Raw genomic sequence first — 25,788 nt, 5'->3', positions numbered from 1 at the left:
TTTAAGATAAATAAAAACCCCTTTCCAATGTTGAAAGGGGTTGTTTTTATTTCTTTCTTGTGAAATTCTTGTTCTTAGGCTTTTTAAACCCTACTGAAGCTCCTGCAGAAGGCTTTTTGCGGTTGTTATTCGGCCTTGAATTATTACTGCCTGTTTTAGGTTTCTCACCACCTGCATGCATAGGTTTATTATTGGAATCCCTTTTCTGGGCAACAAGATCATCGGTATGGAACGGATGGTCCTTGATTACCGGGATTTTCTTTCCGATTAACTTTTCTGTATTCTTTAGATTCAAAAGATCAAGACCATCTACAAAAGATATAGAATTACCTTCAGCTCCTGCTCTTCCTGTTCTTCCGATTCTGTGTACATACGTTTCAGAAACATCGGAAAGCTCAAAATTGATTACAAATTTCAATTCGTCAATATCAATTCCTCTTGCAGCAATATCCGTAGCGACAAGAACTCTTGTTTTCCCGGATTTAAAGTTATTCAAAGCATTTTGTCTCGCATTTTGAGACTTGTTGCCATGAATGGCTTCAGCAGAGATATTGTCTTTCTGAAGTTTTCTTGAGATCTTATCTGCACCATGCTTCGTTCTTGAAAATACCAGTACTGAATCTGAAATATCATTTTCAAGAATGTGAGTTAGTAAATTCAGTTTATTTTCCTTTTCAACAAAATAAACGGATTGTTTGATAGTATCTGCTGTAGAAGAAACGGGAGTAACCTCTACCTTTACAGGATTATTAAGGATAGAATTAGCCAGCTTCTGAATTTCCCCCGGCATTGTTGCTGAGAAAAATAAAGTCTGTCTTCTCTGAGGTAAAAGTTTAATGATTCTTTTTACATCATGTACAAAACCCATATCCAGCATTCTGTCTGCTTCATCTAGAACAAAGATCTCAAGGTTTTTTAAGCTGATAATTCCCTGAGCAATAAAGTCCAGAAGTCTTCCAGGTGTTGCTACCAGAATATCAACTCCCTTTCTCAAAGCAGCTTCCTGGTTTCCTTGTTTTACCCCTCCGAAAATAACAAGTTGTTTTAATGGAAGATATTTACCGTAAGCATTAATGTTTTCCTCAATCTGAATGGCCAGTTCTCTGGTTGGCGTAAGGATTAATGCTTTTATATGTTTATTGGGAATCTTATTTTTGGATAAATTCTGTAGAATAGGAATAGAAAAAGCAGCTGTTTTACCAGTTCCTGTCTGCGCGCAGCCTAAAAAGTCTCTGCCATCTAATATATCAGGAATTGATCTTTCCTGGATAGGAGTAGGAGTCGTGTATCCCTGCTCCTGAATTGCTTTTGCAATAGGTTCTATTAAGTTTAAGTCTGTAAAATTCAAATGAATTATTTTAAAATTTTAAATAAAAATTCCTTCAGTCTGAAAGAATTACATTCTGCAAAGGTAGTTTAAAAAAAATTAAGATATTATTTTAGCGTTTTGCATCTTTGTAAAGACATTTCTAAGCATGTAAAATAAAATGACCACCCGGATTTGAGTAGTCATTTTATCGATGTGAAATTTATTTTTTATTTAAATCTATATCCTACACCAGCCTGTAGAAATCCAATTTTAATAGGAACTGAATTGTTTTTATTTATTTCTATAAAATTAAAATTGTATCTGGCGTCAACAAAAAACTTTTGATTAATCTTATATTCTGCACCCAGGAACGGAAATAAATTCAAGGTTTTTAAAGATTCGTAATTGTGGGTTTCAGTCTCTCCAAAAACAGTATTCATTTTTACTTTGGATGATATGTTAAATCCTAAGTTCATCCCTACAGAAGCAGAAAGGTCCGGAACAATATAATATTTAACTGAAATAGGAACCTGTATCTGATTGAATTTGTAATCAAAGTGCATATCACCCATGTCTACCACCTCACTGCCTACCAACTGGTACCAGGGATAAGCATCTTTACCACCCAATTGAGTGTACAGTAGTTCAGCCTGCAAGCTAAATTTAGAAGATAAGGGTTGTTCTGCTACGATACCTGCGTAAAAATAGGATTTTGAATCAATTCCATTTCCAAAAAACTTCATATTGGATAAGGAATATCCTCCTTTTACACCAAAGCTCATAGATGCCGGATCTTTTGTGTTTTCTTGTGCATTAAATATTGCTGAGAAAGCAAATACTGCGATGAAAAAAATGTTCTTCTTCATATTGATTTTAAATGGTTAATAGTTTTTATAAAAAATAATTCCTTCAAATGAAGGAATTACTGTTGCAAAGATAATTTAAATATTTTTTTAGTGAAACTATTTCACTTTATTCCATTGTTGATTCTTTCTTAAGTTTTCAAAAAATTGATAGACTTCTGAAAGCTTTTCACTTCCGTTTTTTCCGTAATCTTCAATGTTTTTTGAAGTTCCGTCAGAGAATTTGATTCTTAAATAAGAGGTTGGAAGGTCAGTAATATTATGCTCTCCGTATTTATCACTTAAACCTTTTGCATTTAAGCCATCAAGCAAACTGATTAATTTATTATAATCTTCTTCTTTAATGGTTCCTTTAAAAGTTCCTTCACGCGGCTTGGAAAACTCATCTTTTGAAGGCTTATTATTAAAATTAAAATGTTCTGCTTCAAAAATGGCTGTTCTATCCGGACTGATTGTCATTTTAAAAACAGGGCAGAATCCAAAACAGGGAGTAGCTTCATATTCAATCTTAGAATACTTGGAGTTTACTTTCTGAGAAGTACAGGAAAGTAAGAATATAAATGCACAAAGGCCCAGTAAATATTTCATAGTTTTTTCAATTTCAGAGGGTCTCCCAATAATTGTTCCAAAAGATAAAATTTTCTTTTGTTTTTATGTTAAATATAAAAGTGTTGATGAGTGGCCAGGAATAGAAAGTTCTTTTTCATTTGTAATTTTATAAATAAAAACAGCCTCAGGTTCTCCCGAGGCTGTTTTTTATGATGCAGTTCTATTTAAAATAAAACTAATAAATCAATGTTTTTCTATCCGTGCAATTGTTTCCAGATAGCATCTTTCAGTTCCATAAGGCCTTCTCCGGTAACACCTGAGAAGAACAGAGGCTGTTTGTTTTCTGGGAATTCCGCTGCAATTTCTTTTTTCAGTTCATCATCCAAAAGGTCAGATTTTGAAACAGAAATAATAAAATCCTTATCCAAAAGTTCTGGATTATATTCCTTCAGCTCATTTTCAAGAATCTTAAATTCCTGGAAGTGATCTTCAGAATCAGAAGGAATTAAAAATAACAGGATAGAGTTTCTTTCAATATGTCTCAGGAATCTGTGTCCTAATCCTTTTCCTTCCGCTGCTCCTTCGATAATTCCGGGAATGTCAGCCATTACAAAAGACTTGTAATTTCTGTAATCTACAATTCCAAGGTTAGGAGTCAGGGTTGTAAAAGCGTAATTGGCAATTTTTGGTTTTGCTGCAGAAACAGATGCTAAAAGTGTAGATTTTCCAGCGTTTGGAAATCCAACAAGTCCTACATCGGCCAAAATTTTAAGCTCAAAGACCACATAGCCTTCTTCACCATCCATTCCGGGTTGAGCATATCTTGGAGTCTGATTGGTAGAAGATTTGAAATGTTCGTTTCCTTTTCCTCCTTTTCCCCCCTGCATCAAAATGATTTCCTGCTTGTCATCAAGAATTTCTCCGATAATTTCACCTTCTTCATTTTTAGCGATAGTCCCAATGGGAACATCAATATAAATATCAGAACCGTCAGCTCCTGTCAGCTGGTTTTTCGCTCCGTTTTCACCTCGTTCAGCTTTTATGTGACGGGTGTATCGGAGTGGAAGCAAAGTCCATTCATTAGCATTTCCTCTCATGATGACGTGTCCGCCACGACCTCCGTCGCCACCGTCAGGACCACCTTTAGGAATATACTTTTCACGGCGAAGGTGGGCAGAACCAGCACCTCCGTGTCCGCTTTTACAATGGATCTTTACGTAATCTACAAAGTTAGACATATAGTTTGTGTTGCGAGTTACAGGCTACGGGACGAAATTTCCTATCCCGCACCCGTATCCCGATTATTTAATTTTCTCTACTTCAGCGAAAAGTTTTTGGGAAATCTCATCAATTTCTCCAACACCGTTTACCTCTACATATTTACCCTGCTGCTTATAAAGCTCGGCAACTTCTGCTGTTTTAGTATAATATTCTTTAATTCTGTTTTCGATGATCTCTACATTGCTGTCGTCTGATCTTCCGCTGGTTTCACCTCTTTTCAGAAGTCTTTCAACCAAAATTTTGTCCTCTACTACCAATGAAAGACAGATGTCAATATCGTCATTCAGTACTTCTTTAACGATAGTCTCCAAAGCTTCTGTCTGAGCAGTTGTTCTTGGATATCCGTCAAAAATAAAACCATTGGTATCAGTAGGTTTTTTGATCTCATCGATCAGCATATCTGTTGTTACCTGATCCGGAACCAATTCTCCCTTATCGATGTATGACTTAGCCAGTTTTCCAAGTTCAGTGTCATTTTTCATATTGTATCTGAAAAGATCACCTGTTGAAACCTGTTTTAAATTAAATTTTTCGATTAGATTCTGAGCTTGTGTTCCTTTTCCACTTCCTGGAGGGCCGAACAGAACAATGTTTATCATAATGTTGATACGCTTTCAGCCGTTAGCAATACACTGTTGGCCTTTAGCTTTTTTAAGTTAATATTTTACTTTTATTTCGATTAAATTTTAAAGCTAACAGCCAATAGCCAGTAGCTAATGACAATAATTAATGGTTGATTTGTCCGTCTTCCAATTGATATAAATTAGGTAGGTTTCTTCCCAATTCATCATAATCAAGTCCGTATCCAAGTACAAATTTGTTTGGAATTTCCTTTCCGATATAATCCAGCTTGAAATCTTTCTTGTAGATCTCAGGTTTCAGTAGGAAACTAGCCAGTTTTACAGATTTAGGACGTTGCGTTTCTTTGAAATATTTGAAAAGACTCTCAACAGTGTTTCCTGTATCTACGATATCTTCTACAAGAATGATGTGACGGTCTCTCACATCCTTGGTAAGTTCCATTTTCTGATAAACAATCCCTGTAGATTCAGTTCCTACATAAGAACTCATTTGAATGAAGGCAATTTCACATTCCCCCGGGTAATATTTTAAAAGATCTGAGAAGAACATCACCACCCCATTTAAAACGCCAATGAAAACAGGCACTTCATCTTTATAATCTTCATAAATTCTTAACGCTGTCTCTTTTACAATTTCCTGAATTTCGGCATCCTTTAAATAAGGAACGAAAGTTTTGTCGTGAACTTTAATGCTTTCCATAAAATTTTTAGTAGGAGGCAAAGTTACGGATTTTTGATTAAAATACTTTCCTGTTTTTATGAGTTTGAAAGTTTGACGGTTTAGGAGTGACGGAATGGAGTATCATGATGAAGTCTGTTTAAATCAGAATAAGTATAAGTGATTGAACGATATAGAATGGTATAGCCTCAAAAAATGAGTTCTTTGAAAGTAAATAAATGTTTGGTGTTTGAGACACAGAAGAAAAAAGAGATGATAAATATCCTGATAATTTATGAAAAATACATATTGAGGAAAATGAGTATCTTTGTTCTTTCAAAACCCAAAAATACAGACATGTAGGATATCATTTCTTTCAGATTCATAAAAACAGTAACCAAGATGTTACTGGTGTTCAACCGTTTTTTAAGAAAGAAATCATGATTTTACTGCAAAATATATCCTTTGGGTTTCCGGGAGGAGATCTTCTATTTAATAATACCAATTTAACAATACCATCTGACACCAAATCTGCTTTGGTGGGCAGTAACGGCACGGGAAAATCAACCCTGCTGAAAATTATTGCGGGCGAAATACAGCCTTTAAGCGGAAATAGTACTATTCCAGGTCATATCTTTTATGTTCCTCAAATGTTTGGGAACTTCAATCATCTTACCATTGCTGAATGTCTGAAAATAGATCAGAAACTGAATGCTCTCCAAAAAATCACTAATGGAGAAGTGGATGAAATTTATTTTGAAATTCTGAATGACGACTGGGATATTGAAGAGCGCTGCCAGCAGGCATTAGAATATTGGGGACTTGACAATTTTGAACTGACTCAAAAGCTGGAAAGCCTGAGTGGCGGCCAGAAGACGAAAGTTTTTCTTGCCGGAATTCAGATCAATCCACCTGATATTATCATATTGGATGAACCAACCAATCATCTGGATATTGAGGGAAGAAAGTTACTGTATGACCTTATTGATAAAACAAATGCATCAGTAGTTATTGTAAGCCACGACCGAACTCTGCTTAATCTTGTTGATACCATATTTGAGTTAAGTAATCAAGGAACTGCGACATATGGCGGGAATTATGATTTCTATGCAGAACAAAAAGAAGTGGAGAAGGAAGCTTTGCATAATGATATCCATTCAAAAGAGAGAGCATTAAAAAAAGCAAAAGAAAAAGAACGGGAAACCCTGGAGCGGAAACAAAAGTTGGATGCAAGAGGTAAAGGAAAGCAGGAAAAATCCGGAGTAGCGAGAATTATGATGAATACGCTCCGGAATAATGCTGAAAAAAACAGTTCAAAACTGAAAAGTGTACACACTGAGAAAATCAGCGGGATTTCAGGTGATTTGCGAGATCTACGTTCCTCTTTAAAGAATGCTGAACAGATGAAAGTGAATTTTAATGATTCCAACCTGCATTCGGGAAAGATTCTTGTTGACGCTGAAAATATCAACTTCAATTATGGGAAGGAAAAACTCTGGAAGGAAAATATCAGTCTTGAGGTGCGGAGTGGAGATAGAATCTCAGTTAAGGGTTCAAACGGATCAGGGAAAACGACGTTGATAAAACTTCTGCTGGGAAATATTGAACCTTCCGAAGGGAAAATAGACAGGGCTGAGTTTAACAGCATCTATATTGATCAGGAATATTCATTGATTGATAATGACTCTACTCTTTATGATTTTGTACAGACTTTCAATGACGGTGCAATGCAGGAATCCGAAGTGAAAACATTACTGTCCAGATTTTTATTCGGTAAAAATACCTGGGACAAAAAATGTGGTGTACTGAGCGGAGGTGAGCGTTTACGGTTACTTCTATGCGGACTTTCCATCAGCAACAAAGCTCCGGATATGATCATCCTTGATGAACCCACCAATAATCTCGATCTTCAGAATGTGGAAATTCTTACCAATTCCGTTAAAGATTATCATGGAACTTTGTTAGTTATTTCGCATGACGAAGTTTTTCTGGAAGAGATTGGGATTGGGAGTGAGGTTTTGTTGGATTAAGAGCTATATTCAGACTTTGTCATTACGTAGGAATCTAAATATTATGTGGTTTCCACGAAATGCTAATTATTTATTTTCTGCGAATGAATAATGTATAATGTAGGAAATATTCAATAGGGGCGGCTTTAGCCCGTCTTTCAAAATCAATAAAATTCCATTGGCTTTAGCCCAAACCTATTATAATAAAACCTGGAAATCAATTTCCAGGTTTTTATTTTCTATACATTTTAAAAACTATTTCTTTGTTTTCTTAATTGCGTCCAGATAAATCTTTTTGATGCTGTTTTTCTCTTCCTTCTCACTAATACCTTCAAGGATAGGAAGCAGGGTAGAATTGTGTGGGGTTTTCAGTTTCAAAATCTCCCCTAATGCAAATGCAGCACTCCACCGTACCACAGTTCCTTCATGATCTGTGTTACCCAAAAGGTTGCTAATTGCCTGATCCAGATTTTCTGGGAATAAATGTGCTGTATTGCCTATCACTTTGGCGCTTTCCCATTTTATTCTCGGTGCTTTTTCAGTAAGCGTTTGGGTGACAAATGAAAACACGGTTTCATCCGCAAGGCTGGGATTTTGTTTTGTAGCATATTCTATCGCTTCAATGCAGGTTGCTTTTACAGGATCTTTTGATTTTTCAGTGAAAGCAATCAGCTCATCGGCAGGTAAGGAGGTGTCGATAATCCATTTGCTGATGATATCAACCTTTTCTTTTGATTTTACAGTCTTGTCTTTTATAAGTTCTTCTATAGTCACGGTGATTGATTATGTTTTTTCAGTGTCCTAAATTAGCAATTCCTTTTGAAAGCCTCAGGTATTGTGGACAAATCGAAGCAATCTCTATTTAGACTGCAGGTTTCCCTGTTTTATTCTATTCATAATGATATCCACCTTTTGAGGCAGGTAATAATCGCCTGAAAGCTCAATCAAAGGAGTATTCATTTCAGACAGCCATTCCAGATGGGCTTTTAAAGTTCTGTTGGCGATGCCGGTATTGTGATCATAATCTTTAGCCCAATCCATAAACTCCTGGAATTTTTTTGCTCTTTCAGGATTGGTAATAATTTCATCACCATATCTTTCGATCTCTCTTTTTCTGAGTCTTTCCAGTCGTACATCTGGAGGAAGATAAAGGAAAATAATCAGGTCAAATGCCGGAAATATATTTTCACCCCAATGAATGATTGAGCCGCCAAAAATCCAGTTTTCAGCCGCATGAAGTTTGTCCGAAACAATTGAATTTCTCGTTTCAGGATTTTGTCTTTCTGTAAAAGGATTTTGAGTTTTTAGCCAGAAAAAATCATCACTGTCAAAATATTCAAGATTGAGTTTATCAGACAAAGTCTTTCCTAAAGTGGTAACCCCGGAACCGGAAGCTCCGAAAATATGTATTCTCATGATTTTTTATTCTATAAAATCTGCGAAATCTCTATAATCTGCGAGATATTTTTAATACTTTGAAATCCAATTAGAGATTTCCTTCAACACATCTTCCCGTATTTCCTCATTCAGAATCTCATGACGCATATCCGGATAGATCTTCACGTCTACATGCTGGAATCCATCAGTTTTTAGATGATTGACGGTATGCATTACGCCTTTTCCAAAATCACCAATCGGATCATTCTGCCCGCTTACAAATAAAAAAGGAAATGACTTTGAAATAGAAGAAGCCCAATTCCTTGCTGTAGCTTTTTTATAAATGGTAAATAAAGTATAAAAAGCATTATGAGTGAACGGAATTCCGCAAAGTTCATCCTGTTCAAAAGCTTTTCGGTTTTTTTGATTTACACTCAGCCAGCAGGTATCACTGAAATCTTTATCCTTTTTAAAATGCTTGTTATTGACACTGGTAAAAACAGAATTCAAGAAAGTACGGTGACGAGGCGCAATGGCTGTAGCTAATGATAAATAACCTCTTAATACATCTATTCCCGGTAAAGGTCCGCCGGTTCCTGTAATGATAGCTCCTGAAAATTTATTGCTTGCCTTCTGAAGAAGACAGCGGGTAATAAAAGATCCCATAGAATGTCCCAAAATAAAATGAGGAACATCTGGAAACTGCTCAGCAAGATGATCCGCCATCATTTCTGCATCTGCAACCAATCTTTCATCCGGTTTTTCAAGCTGAAAGAAACCAATCTCTTTTTTGTCTTTTACTGATTTTCCATGTCCCAAATGATCATACGTCAATACAGCAATCCCATGATCAGCAAAATATTCTGCAATTTCAGCATATCTTCCACTGTGTTCCTGCATGCCGTGAACAATGAGAAGGGTGGCTTTTGTTGTTTCCGGGGAAAACAGTGTGTGGAAAAGCTGGGATTTACCATTTATTTTTGAGGGTAGATATGCTGATGCTTGGGCTACTGGCATAATAAGTAGATTTTTATGTTATTTTATCTCAATGTCAGGAAGCTTATAGTTTCCTACAGTTTCAATTAATTGAGAAGGGTTGGCTTTTAAATTACCAAAGAAAGCGTCCATATTTTTCTCATATCCTCTTTCACTTACGGCAAAAAGAAGAACTCCTTTATTTTTGTTTTTATTGATAAGTTTATAACGGTAAATATTTCTTTCTGCAATCAGTATTTCCTTACCATCTTTTGAGTTTTCACTAATAAGAAAGTCTAAAATATATTCTCCATTATTTTCAAGAACCTGATAATTAACAACAGGATTAGTTTTTTTCATCTCCTGAAGTTCACTCACTTTTTGATCAATAATATCTTTAAGAATGAAATCTCCTTTTACAAACTCAATTAAAACCATGCTGTTGTATTGATTGATGTTTTCTTTTGGGTTTAAATATTCCTGTTTGAAATAATTTTCATTGGGATGAGAGCTCCACACTAAATTATATTCTTTTTGATTCAAATTAATAGGTCCAGATACACTTAAATAATCATTTACCTTATTTTGAGCTTTTATATAAAATAGAGGAACGATTAAAAATAGAATCAGAATTTTAAATTTCATTATGTATAATTTATAAAGTAAATATAATCCATTTTATATAGGTGTGAAAGTAAAAATAGCGGAAAAAAGGTCATGTCAACCTCATGATTTTCACCCCAACTCAAAATAAATATCCTCTATAATTTGGTCGTCATTTTTTTTAAAAGTAATTTTGCACGAATCTAAAAACAAAAGTAAAATATGTCAACTTATGTAGTTGTAGGTCTTCAGTACGGAGATGAAGGCAAAGGAAAAATCACGGATGTTTTATCAGCAAAATCGGACTATGTAGTACGTTTCCAGGGTGGAGACAACGCTGGTCACACGGTTTATGTGGGTGATGAAAAATTCGTTCTACACCTTCTTCCTTCAGGAGTTCTTCAATGCAAAGGGAAATGTATCATTGCGAACGGAGTAGTGGTAAACCCTAAGTCTTTCATTAAAGAAGTTGGTCAGATTGAGAGCAAAGGCTTGAGATCAGATCATATCTTTATCAGCAGAAGAGCGCATGTAATCATGCCTTACCACATCCTTTTGGATACTTACCGTGAAGAGGAACACGGAGGAACTCAGATCGGAACTACCAAAAAAGGAATCGGACCTTGCTATGAAGATAAAATTGCAAGAGTCGGGATTAGAATGGTAGACCTTTTAAATCCTGAAATTTTAAGAGATAAAATTGAGAAAAACTTAAAAGTTAAGAACTCTCTTTTTGAAAAATATTACGGAAAACCAACTTTAGACGTTGAAGAAATCTACAACGAATATTTGGAAATCGGAAAGCAGCTTCAGGACAGAATCGTTGATACTGAATTAGAATTGAACGAAGCGATCAGAGACGGTAAAAATGTATTGTTTGAAGGAGCTCAGGCGTTAATGCTTGATATCGACTTTGGTACATATCCATATGTAACTTCTTCTTCTCCGTCTACAGGAGGAGTTTGTACAGGTGCTGGTGTTCCGCCAACTTCACTTCAGAACCTTATCGGAGTAGCAAAAGCTTACTGTACAAGAGTAGGAAACGGACCTTTCCCTTCCGAACTGGATAACGAACTGGGTGAAAAAATCAGACAGATCGGTGGTGAATTCGGAGCAACAACAGGGAGACCAAGAAGAACGGGTTGGTTAGACCTTGTTTCTTTGAAGCATGCTTGTATGATCAACGGAATCAACAACCTTGTGATTACGAAGCTTGACGTTCTTACAGGAATTGAAAACCTTAAAATCGTTACTCATTACAAAACTGAAGATGGAAAAGTTATTGATTATTTCACTTCATCTACAGAGAAATTATACAACTATGAGCCAATCTATCAGGATTTGCCAGGTTGGAGCGAAGATATTACAAAAGCAAGAAGCTATGATGAACTTCCTGATAACGCTCAGAAATACATCGAGTTTATTGAGAAATATTTAGGAATCAATGTATACTTGGTTTCTGTAGGTCCTGAAAGAAGTCAGAACATTATCAGAAAAGAATTATTCTAATATTCTTAGACATAAAATAAAAAAGAGACTATCATTGGGTAGTCTCTTTTTTTGTTTAAAAATTTCTTTTACCAGTTTATCACATTCTTATCAAGGTTTTAAACCTTGACAAAGATGCTTAATTCCAGTCTTGAATTTTTGTATACTTTTGTATTAAAGCAAAAGTGTAAATAAGAAAAATTATGGAAGAAAATAAAATACCCCAGCGTTTTCTGGACAATATTGTGATCAGCTTATATCTTACCATTGCCTATGCTGTTTTATTTATTGTGTATTTATGGCTGCCATTCAACGTAAGTTCAGATTTTTTATTGATACTTTTTATTGTCTGCAGTTTGGTTTTTAGCATAGGTGCTATTTATTTTGCGGCTAAAAGTTATTCAAAAACAAAGATCAGTTCTATTATTCTCATTATTATTAATACGCTGGGATTATTAATACCGCTTACTCTTCTCCTTATGCTTATACCAAGCTAGTTTTCTGTTATTTGTGTATTTTATTCTTATTTATTTTCATCAAAAATAGGTTTGTTTATCTGTGTACACTTTCTATTTATAAATGTTAAATTTTAAGCATTATCATAAAATTTTCTAATATTATGTTGTTTTGCTAAAATTTTGGCAGATGTTTTGATATTACAACATTGCTTATCGATAAGAGCTAACAAAACTAATAATCAAAATTTTTAACAGTTTAAATAGTAGTAGTGATGAAACAACATAATCAAAACCAGGAATTTCGTTTTAACGAAGTTCTCTTTGAGCACCGCAATAAAGAATATGGTGCCTATGCATTAAGAAACGAATCAGATAGAATATTAACCAAAGCGCTTTTTATCGGAGCAAGTTTAATGGCTGCAGTATCCCTTACGCCGTTTGTAATTTCTGTATTGAAATCAGATGTACCAGTGGGTAGAATTAAGGATAATGGCGAGAGAAGAATAATAAAAATTGTTGAACCGCCTGAAAAAGATCCCCCTGCACAGATTGTAAAAACTGTTACACCTCCAAACACAAAAACGTTTGACAGCACGGTACCTACACCATCAAGTGATGCTAAAGATGATGTAAAAAAAGATCCTATACCGGATGATGCTGTAGCAGGTTTTGTAAATAACTTTAAAGGAGATCCGGTAACACCTAATACACCTAATGTTCCAACAGTATCAGTAGGTACAGGTCCTGTAATTAATACACCGCCGCCAGTAATTTCTGATCCGGTAGACAAAAATAAAATTGCAGAACCAGGAGAACTTGGTGTAGAAGCTGCTTATCCGGGTGGAATAGACTCCTTCAGAAATAAAGTAATGAACAACTTCGATGGTTCAGGATTTGAATCAGAAGATGTTGTAAAAACGACAGTTACCTTTATTGTAGAAATGGATGGAACCATCTCAGGGGTAAAAGCTAATGGAACCAATGCCGACTTTAACAGTGAGGCCATGAGAACAATTAAAAACATCTCAAGCAAAGGAAAATGGATTCCAGCCAAAAACAAAAAAGGAGAATTCGTAAGAAGTTATTTCAAATTTCCTATTTCAATGAAGTTTGATAATTAATACGAAAAAACACATTTTAAATAGTTATCCACAAAGATTTTTTTTTGTGGATAATTTTTTTTATCGCTAAATTGCTTATTAACAATATTTTAACTCAATTTTGATTTTCCCCACTCACCGAGAGCAAAGAAAAAAGTGTATTTTTGAAACTTAAAGTTCTAATAATGGCAAAAATCATAGGTATTGCTAATCAAAAAGGAGGCGTTGGTAAAACTACCACCGCTGTAAACTTGGCGGCAGCATTAGGAGTATTGGAAAAAAGAATATTAATCATTGATGCTGATCCTCAGGCGAATGCTACATCCGGCCTGGGTGTTGAAGATGTTCAGTATTCTACATATAATCTTTTGGAGCATAGTGCAGAAACAAGGGTTTGCATCAAAAGAACTGCGACTCCGAACCTGGATATTATTCCGTCGCATATCGACCTGGTAGCTGCGGAAATTGAATTGGTAGACAAGGAGGACCGTGAGTATATGCTGAGAAAAGCACTGGCCAGTGTAAGAGACGATTATGACTATATCATTATCGACTGTGCGCCGAGTTTAGGCCTTATTACAGTTAATGCTCTTACAGCAGCAGACTCTGTAATTATTCCGATCCAGTGTGAGTATTTTGCATTAGAAGGACTTGGGAAACTTTTGAATACCGTTAAAAATGTTCAGAAGATCCACAATAAAGATCTTGGAATTGAAGGTCTTCTTCTTACGATGTATGATAGCCGATTGAGGCTATCCAATCAGGTAGTGGAAGAAGTGAATCTTCACTTTCCGGAAATGGTTTTTGAAACCATTATCAGCAGAAACGTAAGGCTGAGTGAAGCACCAAGTTTTGGAGAAAGTATCCTGAATTATGATGCAGAAAGTAAAGGAGCTGTTCAGTATATTCAGTTAGCTGAAGAAGTTCTTTTGAGGAACGAAAACTTAATAAAGAATTAAATTAATAATAAATGGCCAATAGGTGGATGCTAGCCACCACTTATCAAACATCATTTATCAATTATATCTATGAAGGACAAAAAAAGAGCTATGGGACGCGGATTGGGCGCCATTTTAAGCGCAGAATCTAAAGCAACTGTCAATTCAGCTACTGATGAAGGAGCAGATAAGTTTGTTGGAAATATTGTAGAAGTTGCACTTGAAGATATCTATCCGAACCCGACGCAGCCGAGAACTTATTTTGATGAAAAAGCATTAAACGAACTTGCACAGTCAATTGAAAACCTGGGAGTAATCCAACCGATTACCCTGAGAAAAGACGGTGAAAAGTTTGAGATCATTTCCGGGGAAAGACGTTACAGAGCCACCAAAATTGCAGGATTAACGACTATTCCTGCCTATATCCGTTTAGTGAATGATCAGGAACTTCTTGAGATGGCTCTTGTTGAAAATATTCAGAGAGAAGATCTTGATGCCATCGAAATTGCACTTACTTATCATAGGCTTTTAGAGGAAATAGGTCTTACGCAGGAAAATCTGAGCCAGAGAATAGGAAAGGATAGAAGTACCATTACCAATTCTATCAGACTATTAAGATTAAACCCGGATATTCAGAATGCCATCAGAAGCGGTGAGATTTCTGCAGGACACGGAAGAGCAATCATCAGTCTTGAAAGTGAAGAAGATCAGCAGGTGTTGTTCGAGCTTATCATCAAAGAGAAATTAAACGTTCGTCAGGCAGAGCAGGCAGCTGCTGCATTGAAGAATCCAAAGTCTCCTGCTGCAAAAAAAGCAAAAGTGGAGCTTTCCAATAACTATAAAAAAGCCCAGAAGACAATCGCTGATATCTTGGAGGTAAAAGTAGAGATCAAATCTTCTGGAAATGGTAAAAAAGGTAAAATTGTCCTGGACTTCAAAAATGAAGAAGAACTGGAATATATTTTATCCCATATTAAATAATGAAGAAAATATTTTTCACATTTTTCTTGTGTATTGCTGCATTGGCCTATTCACAAGTGAAACCTATTGATACCGTTCGGATGCAGACTCCTCCGAAAGAGGAATCCCGTGTGGTAAAACCTGGCAAAACAGAAGCAAAGATCATTGAAGATCTTGAAAAAGCTAATGGTCCCACAGTAAAAACCATAAAGCTGAACCCTACCAGAGCAGGATTGTATTCTGCTGTTTTACCGGGATTGGGACAGTTTTATAACAAAAAATACTGGAAGATTCCTATTGTTTGGGGTGCGGTAGGAGCCGGAGTAGGTATTGCTGTATGGAATGATAACCAATACAAAAAATACCGCGAATACTACATCGCTAAACTTAATGGTACTCCTAACGAATTTGTGGACAGCCACCCGTTTTTAGATAAAAGAGCATTGGGGAACGCTCAGGACAGAGCAAAGAGGCAAAGAGACTACGCCATTGCCATTACAGGACTTATTTATATTCTGAATATTGTAGATGCTGTAGTAGATGCGCACCTTTATGAAAGCCGTCATGACCCGGATTTGGTTTTTAAACCATCAGTTATTCAGGATCAGTATGGATACAGCGCTCCGAAAACAGGGTTCAGTTTAAGTTATAGATTTTAGAAGACAACATATCTGCAGAAGACTCCGGTTGAAAGCAGTATTTAAAAATAAAAAAGATTATATGAAAATAGCATTAGTTGGTTACGGTAAAATGGGTAAGATCATAGATGAGATCGCGCAGAAAAGAGGTCATGAAGTAGTTGCCCGCCTTAAGGAAACTCCAACTGCTGAGAATCTTAATAATCCGGATGTTGTGATTGAATTCTCATTGCCGGAAGTGGCATTTGAAAACATCAAAGCTTGTCTTGAAAATAAAATTCCGGTAATCTGTGGAACTACAGGCTGGCTGGATCAAAAGGAAGAAATAGAAAAACTGGCTGTAGAAAACGGTACAGCATTCTTATATGGTTCCAACTTTAGTTTAGGAGTAAATTTATTTTTTGCTCTAAATGAAAAACTTGCAGATCTGATGAAAAATGTAGATGAATATTCTTGCCAGCTGGAAGAAATTCACCACATCCACAAAAAAGATGCTCCAAGTGGAACTGCTATTTCCATTGCAGAAGGAATCATCCAAAATAATCCGAAATTTGACGCCTGGAAGCTGGAAGAAACAGAAGGGAAACAGCTGGGTATTTTTGCAGTACGAGAAGATGAAGTTCCGGGAACTCACAGCGTATATTACAGAAGTGAAGTAGACGAAATTGAGATCAAGCACACTGCATTCAACAGAAACGGTTTTGCCCTGGGAGCTGTGGTAGCTGCCGAATGGATTAAAGATAAAAAAGGAAACTTCGCAATGAAAGATGTTTTGGGGCTTTAATTTGTAACAAATTCTGTAAATTGCAGACCAATAAACAAAAAATGATGAATAGTGAATTGTAAACAGCGGACTGCTTTTATCATTTATTGCTCATCATTTTTATCATAAGAATAGGCACAAAAAATTTATGAATTATTTTTTAACTTATACCGTATATGTCCTCATACTATCCGTATTGATGGGCATTTCATCTTGGAAACTGTTCAAGAAAATGGGCTATAGCCCTTTATTTGCTTTTATCCCTTTCTATAACTATTTCATTATTCTGAAAGAAACAAAACATCCGAAATGGTGGGCGATTCTGTCCTATCTTCCGATTGTAGGGCCAATCATGATGTCTGTTTTTCACCTTTACTTAGTGAAAAAGTTTGGGAAAACCCTTTTCAAAGATCAGATTCTTACCGTGATTCTGCCCTTTATTTATATGGCAGTAATCAACTATTCTAAGGATGTAGAGTTAGAAGATGAAAATGCAAACGACCTGTTTCTTACAGACGAAGAAAAGAATGATAAAAAGAAAGATACATTTGTAGGTTCAATTACCTTCGCGGTAGTTTTTGCAACCATCATCCACGTTTTTGTAACACAGCCTTTTGGTATTCCTACGGGATCTATGGAAAGAACATTATTGGTGGGTGACTTCCTTTTTGTAAACAAATGGAGCTATGGTTACAGACTTCCGATGCGTCCGGTAGCAATACCTTTCCTTCAGGGAACAATTATGGATACAGGACAGAAAGGCAACCCGAAAGATGATCCGAAATCTTACGTAGATGCAGTAAAGCTTCCTTACACAAGAATTTTACAATTCAACAAGCCACAGAAAAATGATGTGGTTGTTTTCAACTATCCTCAGGATTCTGTACATACAGCGATCGATAGAAAAGATCCTTACGTAAAAAGATGTGTTGCCACAGCAGGAGATACTTTTGAAATGAGAGCCGGAAGACTTTTCGTTAACGGAAAGCCGGAAGTAGTTTTAGGAGACCAGGAAGTGCAGCACAGATATATTGTAACCACAGATGCTCAATTAGATATCCCAACTTTATATAAAGCTTATGGATTTTTACCGGTTCAGGAGTTTCAACAGGATAACGGAGGGTTTATTTATGGCTTTCAGGGGTTAACGGATAAAACTGCCAAAGAAATTAAAGAACTTCCTCATGTTCTTGATATGAAAGAAGAAGTTTCAACAAAAGGAGAAGCTGCAGTATATTACAGAGATGAAGCCAAAACGAAGATTGATACTACACAATCTATCTTCCCGATTAATAAACCTTGGAATCAGGATTGGTACGGACCGCTTAGAATCCCTAAAAAAGGAGACGTTGTAGCCATCAACCAGGAAACACTTCCAACCTATCAGTGGATTATTTCTGAATATGAGCACAACAGCTTAGAGAAAAAGAACGGGAAGATCTTTATCAACGGAAAAGAAGCGAGCCAGTATACCATTCAGCAGGATTATTATATGATGGTAGGAGACAACAGAGATGCTTCGTTAGATGCAAGATTCTTTGGTTTCGTTCCGGAAGAAAATATTGTAGGAAAGCCGATGTTTACATGGATGAGCCTTCAGGGTGCTTTTGCAGACAGTAGTTCTACTTATCAGGCACCATTCAAAATCCGTTGGGAAAGAATGTTTAAAGCAACCAATACAGGAGAAGCTAATAAAACCTCTTACTGGTGGATTGCAGCGATGATCCTGATCTTGTTCTTCGGATGGGAATATTTCGTGAAATTATTCAGAAAGAAAAAAACTGAAGAATAGTGTTTAAAAGTAAAATATTTAATAGAGTCCTTTTAATAGGTAGCTTTATTGTAACTCTTTTTTTTATTGCAAAACTCTCCGGGGTTTTGCAATATGCTTTTGTACCAACGGCAGGCAATGAACCTACCATCAAAAAAAAGTCATTTATTGTGATGACTAACATCCTTCCTTATGCCAAGTTTAAAATGATTGCATACAATCAGAATAATTTAGATTACCCTCAAGGTGTCTATGTGCAAAGATTAATAGGAACGGAAAATGATGAGATTTTAATTAAGAATGGAGAATTATACGTTAATAATACATTGATAGGTAAGTTTAATGTGAAGCATTCTTATAAAATAGACAGAGGCTATGCAAATGACCTCCTATTTAAAGGAACTGAAGAAAGTGAAATCTTTCAGATTGATGATAATTACTTCATTACTCAGTTAAGTGATAAAGAACTTAATAATAATTTCTTTCATGAAAGGTTTATAAATCCAAATACAGATCAGGATATTCGCAAAATTTATCATAAAGATTGGAATGCAGATAACTTTGGACCAATAAAAGTTCCAAGTGGAAAATTATTCTTTTTAGGAGATAATCGTAATGCAAGTTTAGATTCCCGTTATTTAGGCTTTATTGATGAGAAAGATGCTGTAGGACGAGTAATTTACCCTAGAAACTAGATTATATTATTATGCAAAATATTTTATTACCGGCATTTTATATGCCCCCAATTTCATGGTTTTCAGTATTATTAAATCCTGAGAATGAAATTACATTGGAACAGTTTGAAAGTTTTCCCAAACAGACTTATAGAAACAGAGCAAACATCTATGGAGCCAACGGAAAGTTGTCCTTAATAATTCCTATCCATCATAACGGGAAAAGAGAATTTAAAGATGTTGAGATCTCTTATCGTGAAGATTGGAGAGCCCTTCATTGGAAATCAATAAAAACGGCATATCAGAGTTCTCCTTATTTTGAATATTATGAAGATAAGTTCAGAAAGATATTTGATCTTCAGGAAAAGTATCTTCTTGATTTTAACCTTAAGGGGATAGAAATCATCCAACAGATACTGAAAACAGAAAAGGCACACTCTTTGAATGAAGAATATATCAAAAATCCTGAAAGTATCAATTTCAGAGAAAAGTTTTCGGCAAAGCTTCCTTCAGAGTTTCAAATGGAAGAGTATTACCAGACGTTTTCTGATAAATTAGGCTTTTTGGAAGACCTGTCGGTTCTGGATCTTATTTGCAATAAAGGACCGGAGTCATTAGTGTATATAAAAAATATAAAACAACCATATTAGCATACCATCGCTATCCATGAAATTTTCAACAGACAACAGATAAAGTTGGCGATTGGTATATCTCTTTAAAAAATAAATTTCAACATATGAAAAAGGTATTATTAGCTGCAGTTTTTTTAGCAGGTTTTAGTTTTTCTTTTGCACAGGAATCTAAAGCTAAAAGTATTGATCCAAATGAAGATAAAGATCTGATGACTTGGTATCATAAAGATTTTGCAACTTCAAAGGTATATGGAGTAAATACGGCAAATGCTTATAAATACTTGGAATCTAAAGGGCTGAAGCCTAAAACAGTTGTGGTGGGAGTTTTGGATAGTGGAGTACAGGTAGACCACCCCGGATTGGTAAAGAACCTTTGGTCAAACCCTAATGAAATTCCCGGAAATGGTAAAGATGATGACGGAAACGGATATATTGATGATGTACACGGCTGGAACTTCATAGGAGGTAAAAACGGTGATGTTGATATTGACAACATGGAAGTGACAAGAGTTGTTGCCAAATACAAACCTGTTTTTGAAGGAAGTGATTCTACTAAGAATAAAGCTAATCAGGCTCAGATGAAAGAAGAGTTTGATATGTATATGAAGGCCAAAGATATGTTCAATAAAAAAAGTATCGAGGCTGTACAGAATTTCAAAACCTATTCTATGCTGAATGAGCTGATTCCTAATATGGTAAAATTATTGGGAGGTAAGCCTGTAACAGCTGAAACACTTTCCGCAATTAAAGCTCCTACAGACCAGAAAGATGCAATCGCATTGGAATTCCTGGGGCAGATTTCTCAAAGTCCTGAATTCAAAGGGAAATCTTCCGCTGAATTTGAAAAAAAGATGAAGGAAGAAATGAAGGAGGCAATAGACCATTTTGCTCCGGCAGCAAAACAGTATGATCTTTCTTACGATACCAGAAAAGAAATTGTAGGAGATAACTATGATGACTATTCTGAAAAAAACTATGGTAACAATCATTATGAAGGACCGGATGCAGAACATGGAACTCACGTAGCCGGAATCATTGCAGGGCTTCCGCAAGGAAAAGAAATTCAGTATGGGGTAGCTTCAAAAGTTGCTAAGATCATGTCTGTAAGAACGGTTCCAAACGGTGATGAAAGAGATAAAGATGTTGCAAACGCTATCAGATATGCAGTAGATAACGGAGCAAAAGTTTTGAACATGAGCTTTGGTAAACCCGTTTCTCCAGGTAAAAATGTAGTTTGGGATGCTTTTAAATATGCTGAAGATAAAGGGGTTCTTTTAGTAAAAGCTGCAGGTAACGAAAATGAAGATGTAGCAGAACATTTGGCATTTCCTACCAACTTTAAAAATGTTACTGACGAGAAACCATTTGTGAGCAATGTTCTTGTAGTAGGAGCAAGTACCAATAAAAACAGCGCTTTGAGAGCTGATTTTTCTAACTATAATAAAAAAATGGTAAATGTTTTCGCTCCGGGTGAAGAAATCTATTCTACCGTTCCTAAAAACGAATACAAATATCTTCAGGGAACTTCTATGGCTTCCCCTGTAGTAGCTGGAGGTGCGGCCGTTTTATTAGCATATATGCCGGATCTGAAACCTTATCAGATCATTGAAGCACTTGTGAAAAGCAGCAATCCAAGCACTGCAGACGGATTTACAGATCAATCGCAGGCAGGAGGAGTTATCGATTTGAAAAAAGCCGCAGAATATGCCTATACCAATTTCTACAAAGGAAAGCCGTCAGGCCCTGCTAAGCCTTCGAAATCCGTAAAAAAGGCTGTTAAAAAATAATTTATCTCTCTGTGTTTAAGGAGAAACCATAAAGAGTCCGAATTTTTTTCGGACTTTTTGTTTTTTATTTTAAATTTTGGCACGGTTTTTTGTAACTTTATAGTAACAAAATAATAAACAACAAAATGAAAAAGTTACTACTTGCAGGGATGTTGGGAACATCACTTTTTGCAGTGTCGTGTTCCTCTGTTAACAAAGCAGCTACGTCTCAAAATCAAAGAGCAGACTTTCTGAAAATGAAAGGAGATTGGCAAATCGTAAGTATAGATTACGAAAAAGGATATAAAATCAAGCCTTTTGACGAAGGTGCAGACGCACAATGTTTTGTAGGAAGTCACTGGAGATTAATTCCTAACAACTGGACAGGGGCATATACTTTAAACGGAGGTGGAGATTGCCCGGCAATTACACAGCCTATCAAGTTTGAAGTAAAAGACGGTAACACGTTTATGTTTAAAAAAATTGCTGCAGGTACAAAAGCAAAACAAAACTCTGTAGGATACAGTCTTACAATGATCAATCAGACAACAGATCAGTTTTCACTTGAGCAAGATGTTCCTTTTGAAGGAGGCAATGTAAAAGTAGTTTACAACTTCCAGAGAGCAGGAATGAAATAATTTATCAACATAAAAGATCAAAAAAATGAATTTTAATAAAACATACGTAGGAGCCCTTTTCTTGTCATCAGCATTATTATTGACAAGCTGTGAAGCGGTTCAGAATTCAAATCACCAACAAAGAGGTACAGCAGTAGGTGTTGCTTCAGGAGCAGTACTTGGAGGTATCTTGGGGAACAATGTAGGGAAAGGAGGAAACGGAGCTATTGGTGCAGTATTAGGTGGTATTATCGGTGGTGTAGCTGGTAATGTTATCGGTAACAAAATGGATAAGCAGGCCAGAGATATTAAAGAAACTTTGCCGGGTGCTCAGGTAGAAAGAGTAGGAGACGGTATTAAAGTAACAATGAATGAAAGCATCGTTAACTTTGCATTTGACTCTTCAAACCTTACTTCTGTTGCACAGACTAACCTTGACAAGCTAGGTGAGGTATTGGCAAACAACCCTGATACCAATATCAATATCTACGGACATACAGATAGCGTAGGTAAAGATGCTTACAACATGGCACTTTCTCAAAGAAGAGCTGATGCTGTAAAAGCTTATTTAGTAGGAAAAGGAATTGCATCAAGCAGAATGTTCACAAAAGGTGAAGGTAAAAATATGCCGGTTGCAAGCAATGATACGGATGAAGGAAGAGCTAAAAACAGAAGAGTAGAGTTTGCAATCACTGCAAATGAAAAAATGATTAATGATGCCAAGCAAGGGCAGTAATTAATTTTACATATAAATATTTTCGTAAAAGACCGCCCCGGCGGTTTTTTTTGTATTTTTATGCTAGAAATTTTGAATTTATTATTTTTGTACTTGAAATAACATAAATGAAGAAATATTTAAAGCTGCTCCGCGTAGAGCAATGGGTGAAAAACCTTTTTGTATTTGTCCCTCTTTTCTTTTCAGGTAATATTACCAACATAGATCTGCTTACCAAAAGCATTTTCGCATTTGTTATCTTTTCGCTTGCGGCAAGTGTTGTGTATATTCTGAATGATTATAATGATATTGAAGCAGACAGAAAGCATCCTGAAAAAAGAAGAAGACCTTTGGCTAGCGGTGCTATTTCAAAAGCAAAGGCCATAGGAATTCTTATCGGTCTGGTTATTACAGACATTATTCTTGTATTTTTCACACAGCTCTACTTCCATGAATTGCTTTGGAAATTTGCGATCATAATAGGTTTCTATGTGGTGATGAATTTGGCATATACATTTAGACTTAAGCACGTTCCTATCATCGATATTTTTATTATTGCAATAGGATTTGTACTTCGTGTATTGGCTGGCGGTTATATTACCGGAATCAGTATTTCACAATGGGCTATTCTCTTAACGTTTGTGCTGGCACTCGTACTGGCAATTGGAAAAAGAAGAGGAGAGCTTATCAACGCTCAGGTTTCAGGAAAAACAAGACGGGCATTAGATGGATATAACGTTCAGTTTGCAGATATTGCATTATCCATTTCAATTACACTGGCTATTGTGTGCTACCTGATGTTTACCCTGTCACCGGAAGTTCAGGAAAGATTCCATGAAAGAGTTTTTTATACGGTAATTTTCGTGGTTTTTGCCTTATTGAGATACCTTCAGCAGACCTTGGTTTATAACAGAACAGAATCTCCCACAAAAATTGTGTACAGGGACCGCTATATACAGGTTACCCTAGTACTTTGGGTAGCTGCATTTTTAATTCAAATTTATTTTAAGAAATGAAGCCTAATTTCACACAGAAAGTTACAAACTGGGGTAATTTCCCGGTAATAGAGAAAGAAATGAGATCGGAGGACAGTTTCAAAAAAATAAAAGAATTTGTACTCAATCACAACGAGATTATTGCCAGAGGAAACGGAAGATGCTATGGTGATGCTTCGTTGGGAGAATCTATATTTTCAACCAAAAAATTAAATAAGTTCATCAATTTTGACCGTTTAAACGGAGTGATAGAATGCGAATCCGGAGTACTGCTTTCAGATGTTCTGGAAATCGCTGTTCCACAGGGATACTTCCTGTATGTTACTCCGGGGACAAAGTTTATATCAGTGGGAGGAGCTATTGCTTCCGATGTTCATGGAAAAAACCATCATGCAGAAGGATGTTTTTCAGAATATGTAATCGAATTCAAGCTCATGACTGAGAGCGGGGAGATTATTACTTGTTCCAGAGAAGAAAATTCAGAGAAATTCTGGGCAACGATCGGTGGTATGGGACTTACAGGGATTATTCTTACGGCAAAATTTAAGCTTAAAAATATTGAATCTGCATACATTCGCCAGGAAAGCATCAAAGCAGAAAACCTGGATGAAATCTTTAAACTGTTTGATGAAAGTGAAAACTGGACGTATACCGTTGCATGGATCGATTGTCTTCAGAAAGGAAAAAATATAGGAAGAAGTATCCTGATGAGAGGCGAGCACGCTTTTCAACATGAGCTTCCCCAGAAGTTTTCTAAAACACCTTTGAGATTAAAGAAAAAATTATCACCTACAGTTCCTTTTTATTTTCCGGGATTTGTCCTGAATGCACTTACAGTAAAAATATTCAACTGGCTTTACTTTAAAAAACAGTCTAAGAAGGAAGTTAAGAATTTTATTGATTACGAAACATTTTTTTATCCTTTGGACGCTATTAATGATTGGAACAAAATCTACGGAAAATCAGGTTTTATACAATATCAGATGGTGATTCCTAAGGAAGAAGGAAAAGAAGGGATGAAAAGAATCCTTGAGACGATTGCGAAAAGCGGAAACGGATCATTCTTAGCGGTTTTAAAACTTTTTGGGAAACATAATCCGGAGGCTTACAATTCATTTCCCGTGGAAGGGTATACGCTGGCACTGGATTTTAAAGTCAATTCAAAACTGAAAAAACTGGTAGATCAGCTGGATGCAATTGTTCAGGAGTTCGGAGGAAGGATTTACCTTACAAAGGACAGCATGAGCAGATCATCACTTACCAATTATCTGAAAAATATTCAAAATCCTAAATTTGTGTCTTTACAGCACAAAAGAATCATAAACAACAATTCATAATGATAGTTCTGGGAAGCACATCTGAAGTGGCACAGGCTTTTGTGGAAAAAGCACTTCAGGAAGGAGAAAAGTTTGAAAAAATCTATCTTTTTACCTCAAATAAAGAAACAACAGAACGGTTTGCAAGACATATTGATGTGAAATTTTTGCAGCAGGCAGAAGTCATTGAACTGGATCTGACTAAAGAAATTGATTACAACAGATTTGATAATATCAATTCAAATGTATTATTTTGTGCCGTAGGATATTTAGGAGAAGGAACAGAAGAAGGACTGTATGACAACAGGAATACGGAACGTATCATAGACATTAATTATTCAAAACTGGTTCCTGTAATGAATTATTTTGCTCATAAATTTGAAAACAGAAGATCCGGAACGATTATCGGGCTTTCATCAGTAGCAGGAGACAGGGGAAGACAAAGTAATTTTATCTATGGAAGTGCTAAAGCGGCATTTACAGCCTATTTGAGTGGTTTGAGAAACTACCTTTTTGATAAAAAAGTACACGTTCTCACCATAAAACCTGGGTTTATGGCAACCAAAATGACAGAAGGTCTGCCTTTAAATCCGAAACTGACAGCAACACCGAAACAGGCTGCTGCATGTATTTATAAAGCCTTCAAAAAGGAAAAAAACGTGGCATATGTTTTGCCGGTTTGGAGTGTTATCATGATGATTATCAGGAATATCCCTGAATTTATATTCAAAAAATTAAAGCTTTAAAGAAAA

Annotated in this window: 27 protein-coding genes; 17 read left to right on the top strand and 10 right to left on the bottom strand. The window is 36.0% G+C overall.

Going from position 1 to position 25,788, the window contains the following annotated elements; all coding sequences use genetic code 11:
- Positions 1-46: 46 nt before the first annotated feature.
- The 6 genes from SFA27_RS17615 to SFA27_RS17590 form a co-directional block, all read right to left on the bottom strand.
- A complete protein-coding gene (locus tag SFA27_RS17615; protein ID WP_047374136.1) occupies positions 47-1,348 on the bottom strand; it encodes a DEAD/DEAH box helicase in 1,302 nt (433 codons plus the stop codon).
- 188 nt (positions 1,349-1,536) lie between these two features.
- On the bottom strand, positions 1,537-2,175 hold the full coding sequence (locus SFA27_RS17610) for a porin family protein (protein ID WP_047374137.1): 639 nt from the start codon (positions 2,173-2,175) through the stop codon (positions 1,537-1,539).
- Between the two features lie 96 nt (positions 2,176-2,271).
- The gene (locus SFA27_RS17605) at positions 2,272-2,760 is read right to left on the bottom strand and encodes a DUF6438 domain-containing protein (RefSeq protein WP_047374139.1); all 489 of its coding nucleotides are present in this window, start codon (positions 2,758-2,760) and stop codon (positions 2,272-2,274) included.
- A gap of 215 nt (positions 2,761-2,975) precedes the next feature.
- Positions 2,976-3,959 carry a GTPase ObgE gene (gene obgE, locus SFA27_RS17600; protein WP_047374141.1) on the bottom strand — a complete coding sequence of 328 codons (984 nt, stop codon included), beginning with the start codon at positions 3,957-3,959 and terminating at the stop codon, positions 2,976-2,978.
- Positions 3,960-4,022: 63 nt separating this feature from the next.
- The gene (locus tag SFA27_RS17595; protein ID WP_047374143.1) at positions 4,023-4,601 is read right to left on the bottom strand and encodes an adenylate kinase; all 579 of its coding nucleotides are present in this window, start codon (positions 4,599-4,601) and stop codon (positions 4,023-4,025) included.
- Between the two features lie 127 nt (positions 4,602-4,728).
- Positions 4,729-5,283, bottom strand: a complete 555-nt coding sequence (locus tag SFA27_RS17590) for a phosphoribosyltransferase (RefSeq protein ID WP_047374145.1) — start codon at positions 5,281-5,283, stop codon at positions 4,729-4,731.
- A gap of 398 nt (positions 5,284-5,681) precedes the next feature.
- Between SFA27_RS17590 and SFA27_RS17585 the strand changes: the two genes are divergently transcribed.
- Positions 5,682-7,271 carry an ABC-F family ATP-binding cassette domain-containing protein gene (locus tag SFA27_RS17585; protein WP_407293929.1) on the top strand — a complete coding sequence of 530 codons (1,590 nt, stop codon included), beginning with the start codon at positions 5,682-5,684 and terminating at the stop codon, positions 7,269-7,271.
- 234 nt (positions 7,272-7,505) lie between these two features.
- Here SFA27_RS17585 and SFA27_RS17580 read toward each other — a convergent pair whose 3' ends face one another.
- The 4 genes from SFA27_RS17580 to SFA27_RS17565 form a co-directional block, all read right to left on the bottom strand.
- The gene (locus SFA27_RS17580; protein ID WP_407293927.1) at positions 7,506-8,024 is read right to left on the bottom strand and encodes a hypothetical protein; all 519 of its coding nucleotides are present in this window, start codon (positions 8,022-8,024) and stop codon (positions 7,506-7,508) included.
- An 84-nt stretch (positions 8,025-8,108) separates the two neighbouring features.
- Positions 8,109-8,666, bottom strand: a complete 558-nt coding sequence (locus tag SFA27_RS17575) for an AAA family ATPase (protein WP_407293925.1) — start codon at positions 8,664-8,666, stop codon at positions 8,109-8,111.
- A 51-nt stretch (positions 8,667-8,717) separates the two neighbouring features.
- Positions 8,718-9,644, bottom strand: coding sequence for an alpha/beta fold hydrolase (locus SFA27_RS17570; protein ID WP_407293923.1), 927 nt, complete (start codon positions 9,642-9,644; stop codon positions 8,718-8,720).
- Positions 9,645-9,662: 18 nt separating this feature from the next.
- On the bottom strand, positions 9,663-10,247 hold the full coding sequence (locus SFA27_RS17565; protein WP_047374153.1) for a hypothetical protein: 585 nt from the start codon (positions 10,245-10,247) through the stop codon (positions 9,663-9,665).
- Positions 10,248-10,427: 180 nt separating this feature from the next.
- On the opposite strand from SFA27_RS17565, the gene SFA27_RS17560 reads away from it, so the two are divergent.
- The 16 genes from SFA27_RS17560 to SFA27_RS17485 all read left to right on the top strand — a co-directional run bounded on the left by SFA27_RS17560 (position 10,428) and on the right by SFA27_RS17485 (position 25,782).
- Complete coding sequence (locus SFA27_RS17560) at positions 10,428-11,714, top strand: adenylosuccinate synthase (protein WP_047374155.1); 1,287 nt, start codon at positions 10,428-10,430, stop codon at positions 11,712-11,714.
- Between the two features lie 182 nt (positions 11,715-11,896).
- Positions 11,897-12,190, top strand: coding sequence for a hypothetical protein (locus tag SFA27_RS17555; RefSeq protein WP_264518626.1), 294 nt, complete (start codon positions 11,897-11,899; stop codon positions 12,188-12,190).
- Positions 12,191-12,423: 233 nt separating this feature from the next.
- Entirely contained in the window at positions 12,424-13,272 is an 849-nt protein-coding gene (locus SFA27_RS17550; RefSeq protein WP_407293920.1) for an energy transducer TonB, read from the top strand.
- A gap of 164 nt (positions 13,273-13,436) precedes the next feature.
- On the top strand, positions 13,437-14,210 hold the full coding sequence (locus SFA27_RS17545) for a ParA family protein (protein ID WP_047374161.1): 774 nt from the start codon (positions 13,437-13,439) through the stop codon (positions 14,208-14,210).
- A 69-nt stretch (positions 14,211-14,279) separates the two neighbouring features.
- On the top strand, positions 14,280-15,170 hold the full coding sequence (locus SFA27_RS17540; RefSeq protein WP_047374163.1) for a ParB/RepB/Spo0J family partition protein: 891 nt from the start codon (positions 14,280-14,282) through the stop codon (positions 15,168-15,170).
- Positions 15,170-15,808 carry a DUF5683 domain-containing protein gene (locus SFA27_RS17535; protein WP_213278357.1) on the top strand — a complete coding sequence of 213 codons (639 nt, stop codon included), beginning with the start codon at positions 15,170-15,172 and terminating at the stop codon, positions 15,806-15,808. Before SFA27_RS17540 ends, SFA27_RS17535 begins: the two co-directional genes overlap by 1 nt.
- A gap of 61 nt (positions 15,809-15,869) precedes the next feature.
- A complete protein-coding gene (dapB, locus tag SFA27_RS17530; protein ID WP_047374207.1) occupies positions 15,870-16,571 on the top strand; it encodes a 4-hydroxy-tetrahydrodipicolinate reductase in 702 nt (233 codons plus the stop codon).
- A 127-nt stretch (positions 16,572-16,698) separates the two neighbouring features.
- Positions 16,699-18,342, top strand: a complete 1,644-nt coding sequence (lepB, locus tag SFA27_RS17525) for a signal peptidase I (protein WP_047374167.1) — start codon at positions 16,699-16,701, stop codon at positions 18,340-18,342.
- On the top strand, positions 18,342-19,016 hold the full coding sequence (gene lepB, locus SFA27_RS17520; RefSeq protein ID WP_185097805.1) for a signal peptidase I: 675 nt from the start codon (positions 18,342-18,344) through the stop codon (positions 19,014-19,016). Before lepB (SFA27_RS17525) ends, lepB (SFA27_RS17520) begins: the two co-directional genes overlap by 1 nt.
- A gap of 11 nt (positions 19,017-19,027) precedes the next feature.
- Positions 19,028-19,645, top strand: a complete 618-nt coding sequence (locus SFA27_RS17515) for a WbqC family protein (protein ID WP_407293917.1) — start codon at positions 19,028-19,030, stop codon at positions 19,643-19,645.
- Positions 19,646-19,731: 86 nt separating this feature from the next.
- Positions 19,732-21,414 (top strand): S8 family serine peptidase, encoded by a 1,683-nt coding sequence (locus SFA27_RS17510; protein ID WP_407293915.1) that lies wholly within the window; start codon positions 19,732-19,734, stop codon positions 21,412-21,414.
- 125 nt (positions 21,415-21,539) lie between these two features.
- Positions 21,540-22,031, top strand: a complete 492-nt coding sequence (locus SFA27_RS17505) for a lipocalin family protein (RefSeq protein ID WP_047374174.1) — start codon at positions 21,540-21,542, stop codon at positions 22,029-22,031.
- A 25-nt stretch (positions 22,032-22,056) separates the two neighbouring features.
- Positions 22,057-22,746 carry an OmpA family protein gene (locus SFA27_RS17500; RefSeq protein ID WP_047374176.1) on the top strand — a complete coding sequence of 230 codons (690 nt, stop codon included), beginning with the start codon at positions 22,057-22,059 and terminating at the stop codon, positions 22,744-22,746.
- 107 nt (positions 22,747-22,853) lie between these two features.
- Positions 22,854-23,741: a decaprenyl-phosphate phosphoribosyltransferase gene (locus SFA27_RS17495; protein WP_264518622.1), complete on the top strand. Its 888-nt coding sequence runs from the start codon at positions 22,854-22,856 to the stop codon at positions 23,739-23,741.
- Entirely contained in the window at positions 23,738-25,057 is a 1,320-nt protein-coding gene (locus tag SFA27_RS17490; RefSeq protein WP_407293912.1) for an FAD-binding protein, read from the top strand. The genes SFA27_RS17495 and SFA27_RS17490 overlap by 4 nt, the downstream gene beginning before the upstream one ends.
- Positions 25,057-25,782, top strand: coding sequence for an SDR family NAD(P)-dependent oxidoreductase (locus tag SFA27_RS17485; protein ID WP_047374182.1), 726 nt, complete (start codon positions 25,057-25,059; stop codon positions 25,780-25,782). The genes SFA27_RS17490 and SFA27_RS17485 overlap by 1 nt, the downstream gene beginning before the upstream one ends.
- Positions 25,783-25,788: the final 6 nt, after the last annotated feature.

Source organism: Chryseobacterium sp. HR92 (assembly GCF_045689405.1).
GTDB classification, from domain to species: Bacteria; Bacteroidota; Bacteroidia; order Flavobacteriales; family Weeksellaceae; genus Chryseobacterium; species Chryseobacterium viscerum_A.
Note: the sequence above shows the minus strand (reverse complement) of the source record. Positions and strands in the feature narration are given on the sequence as shown.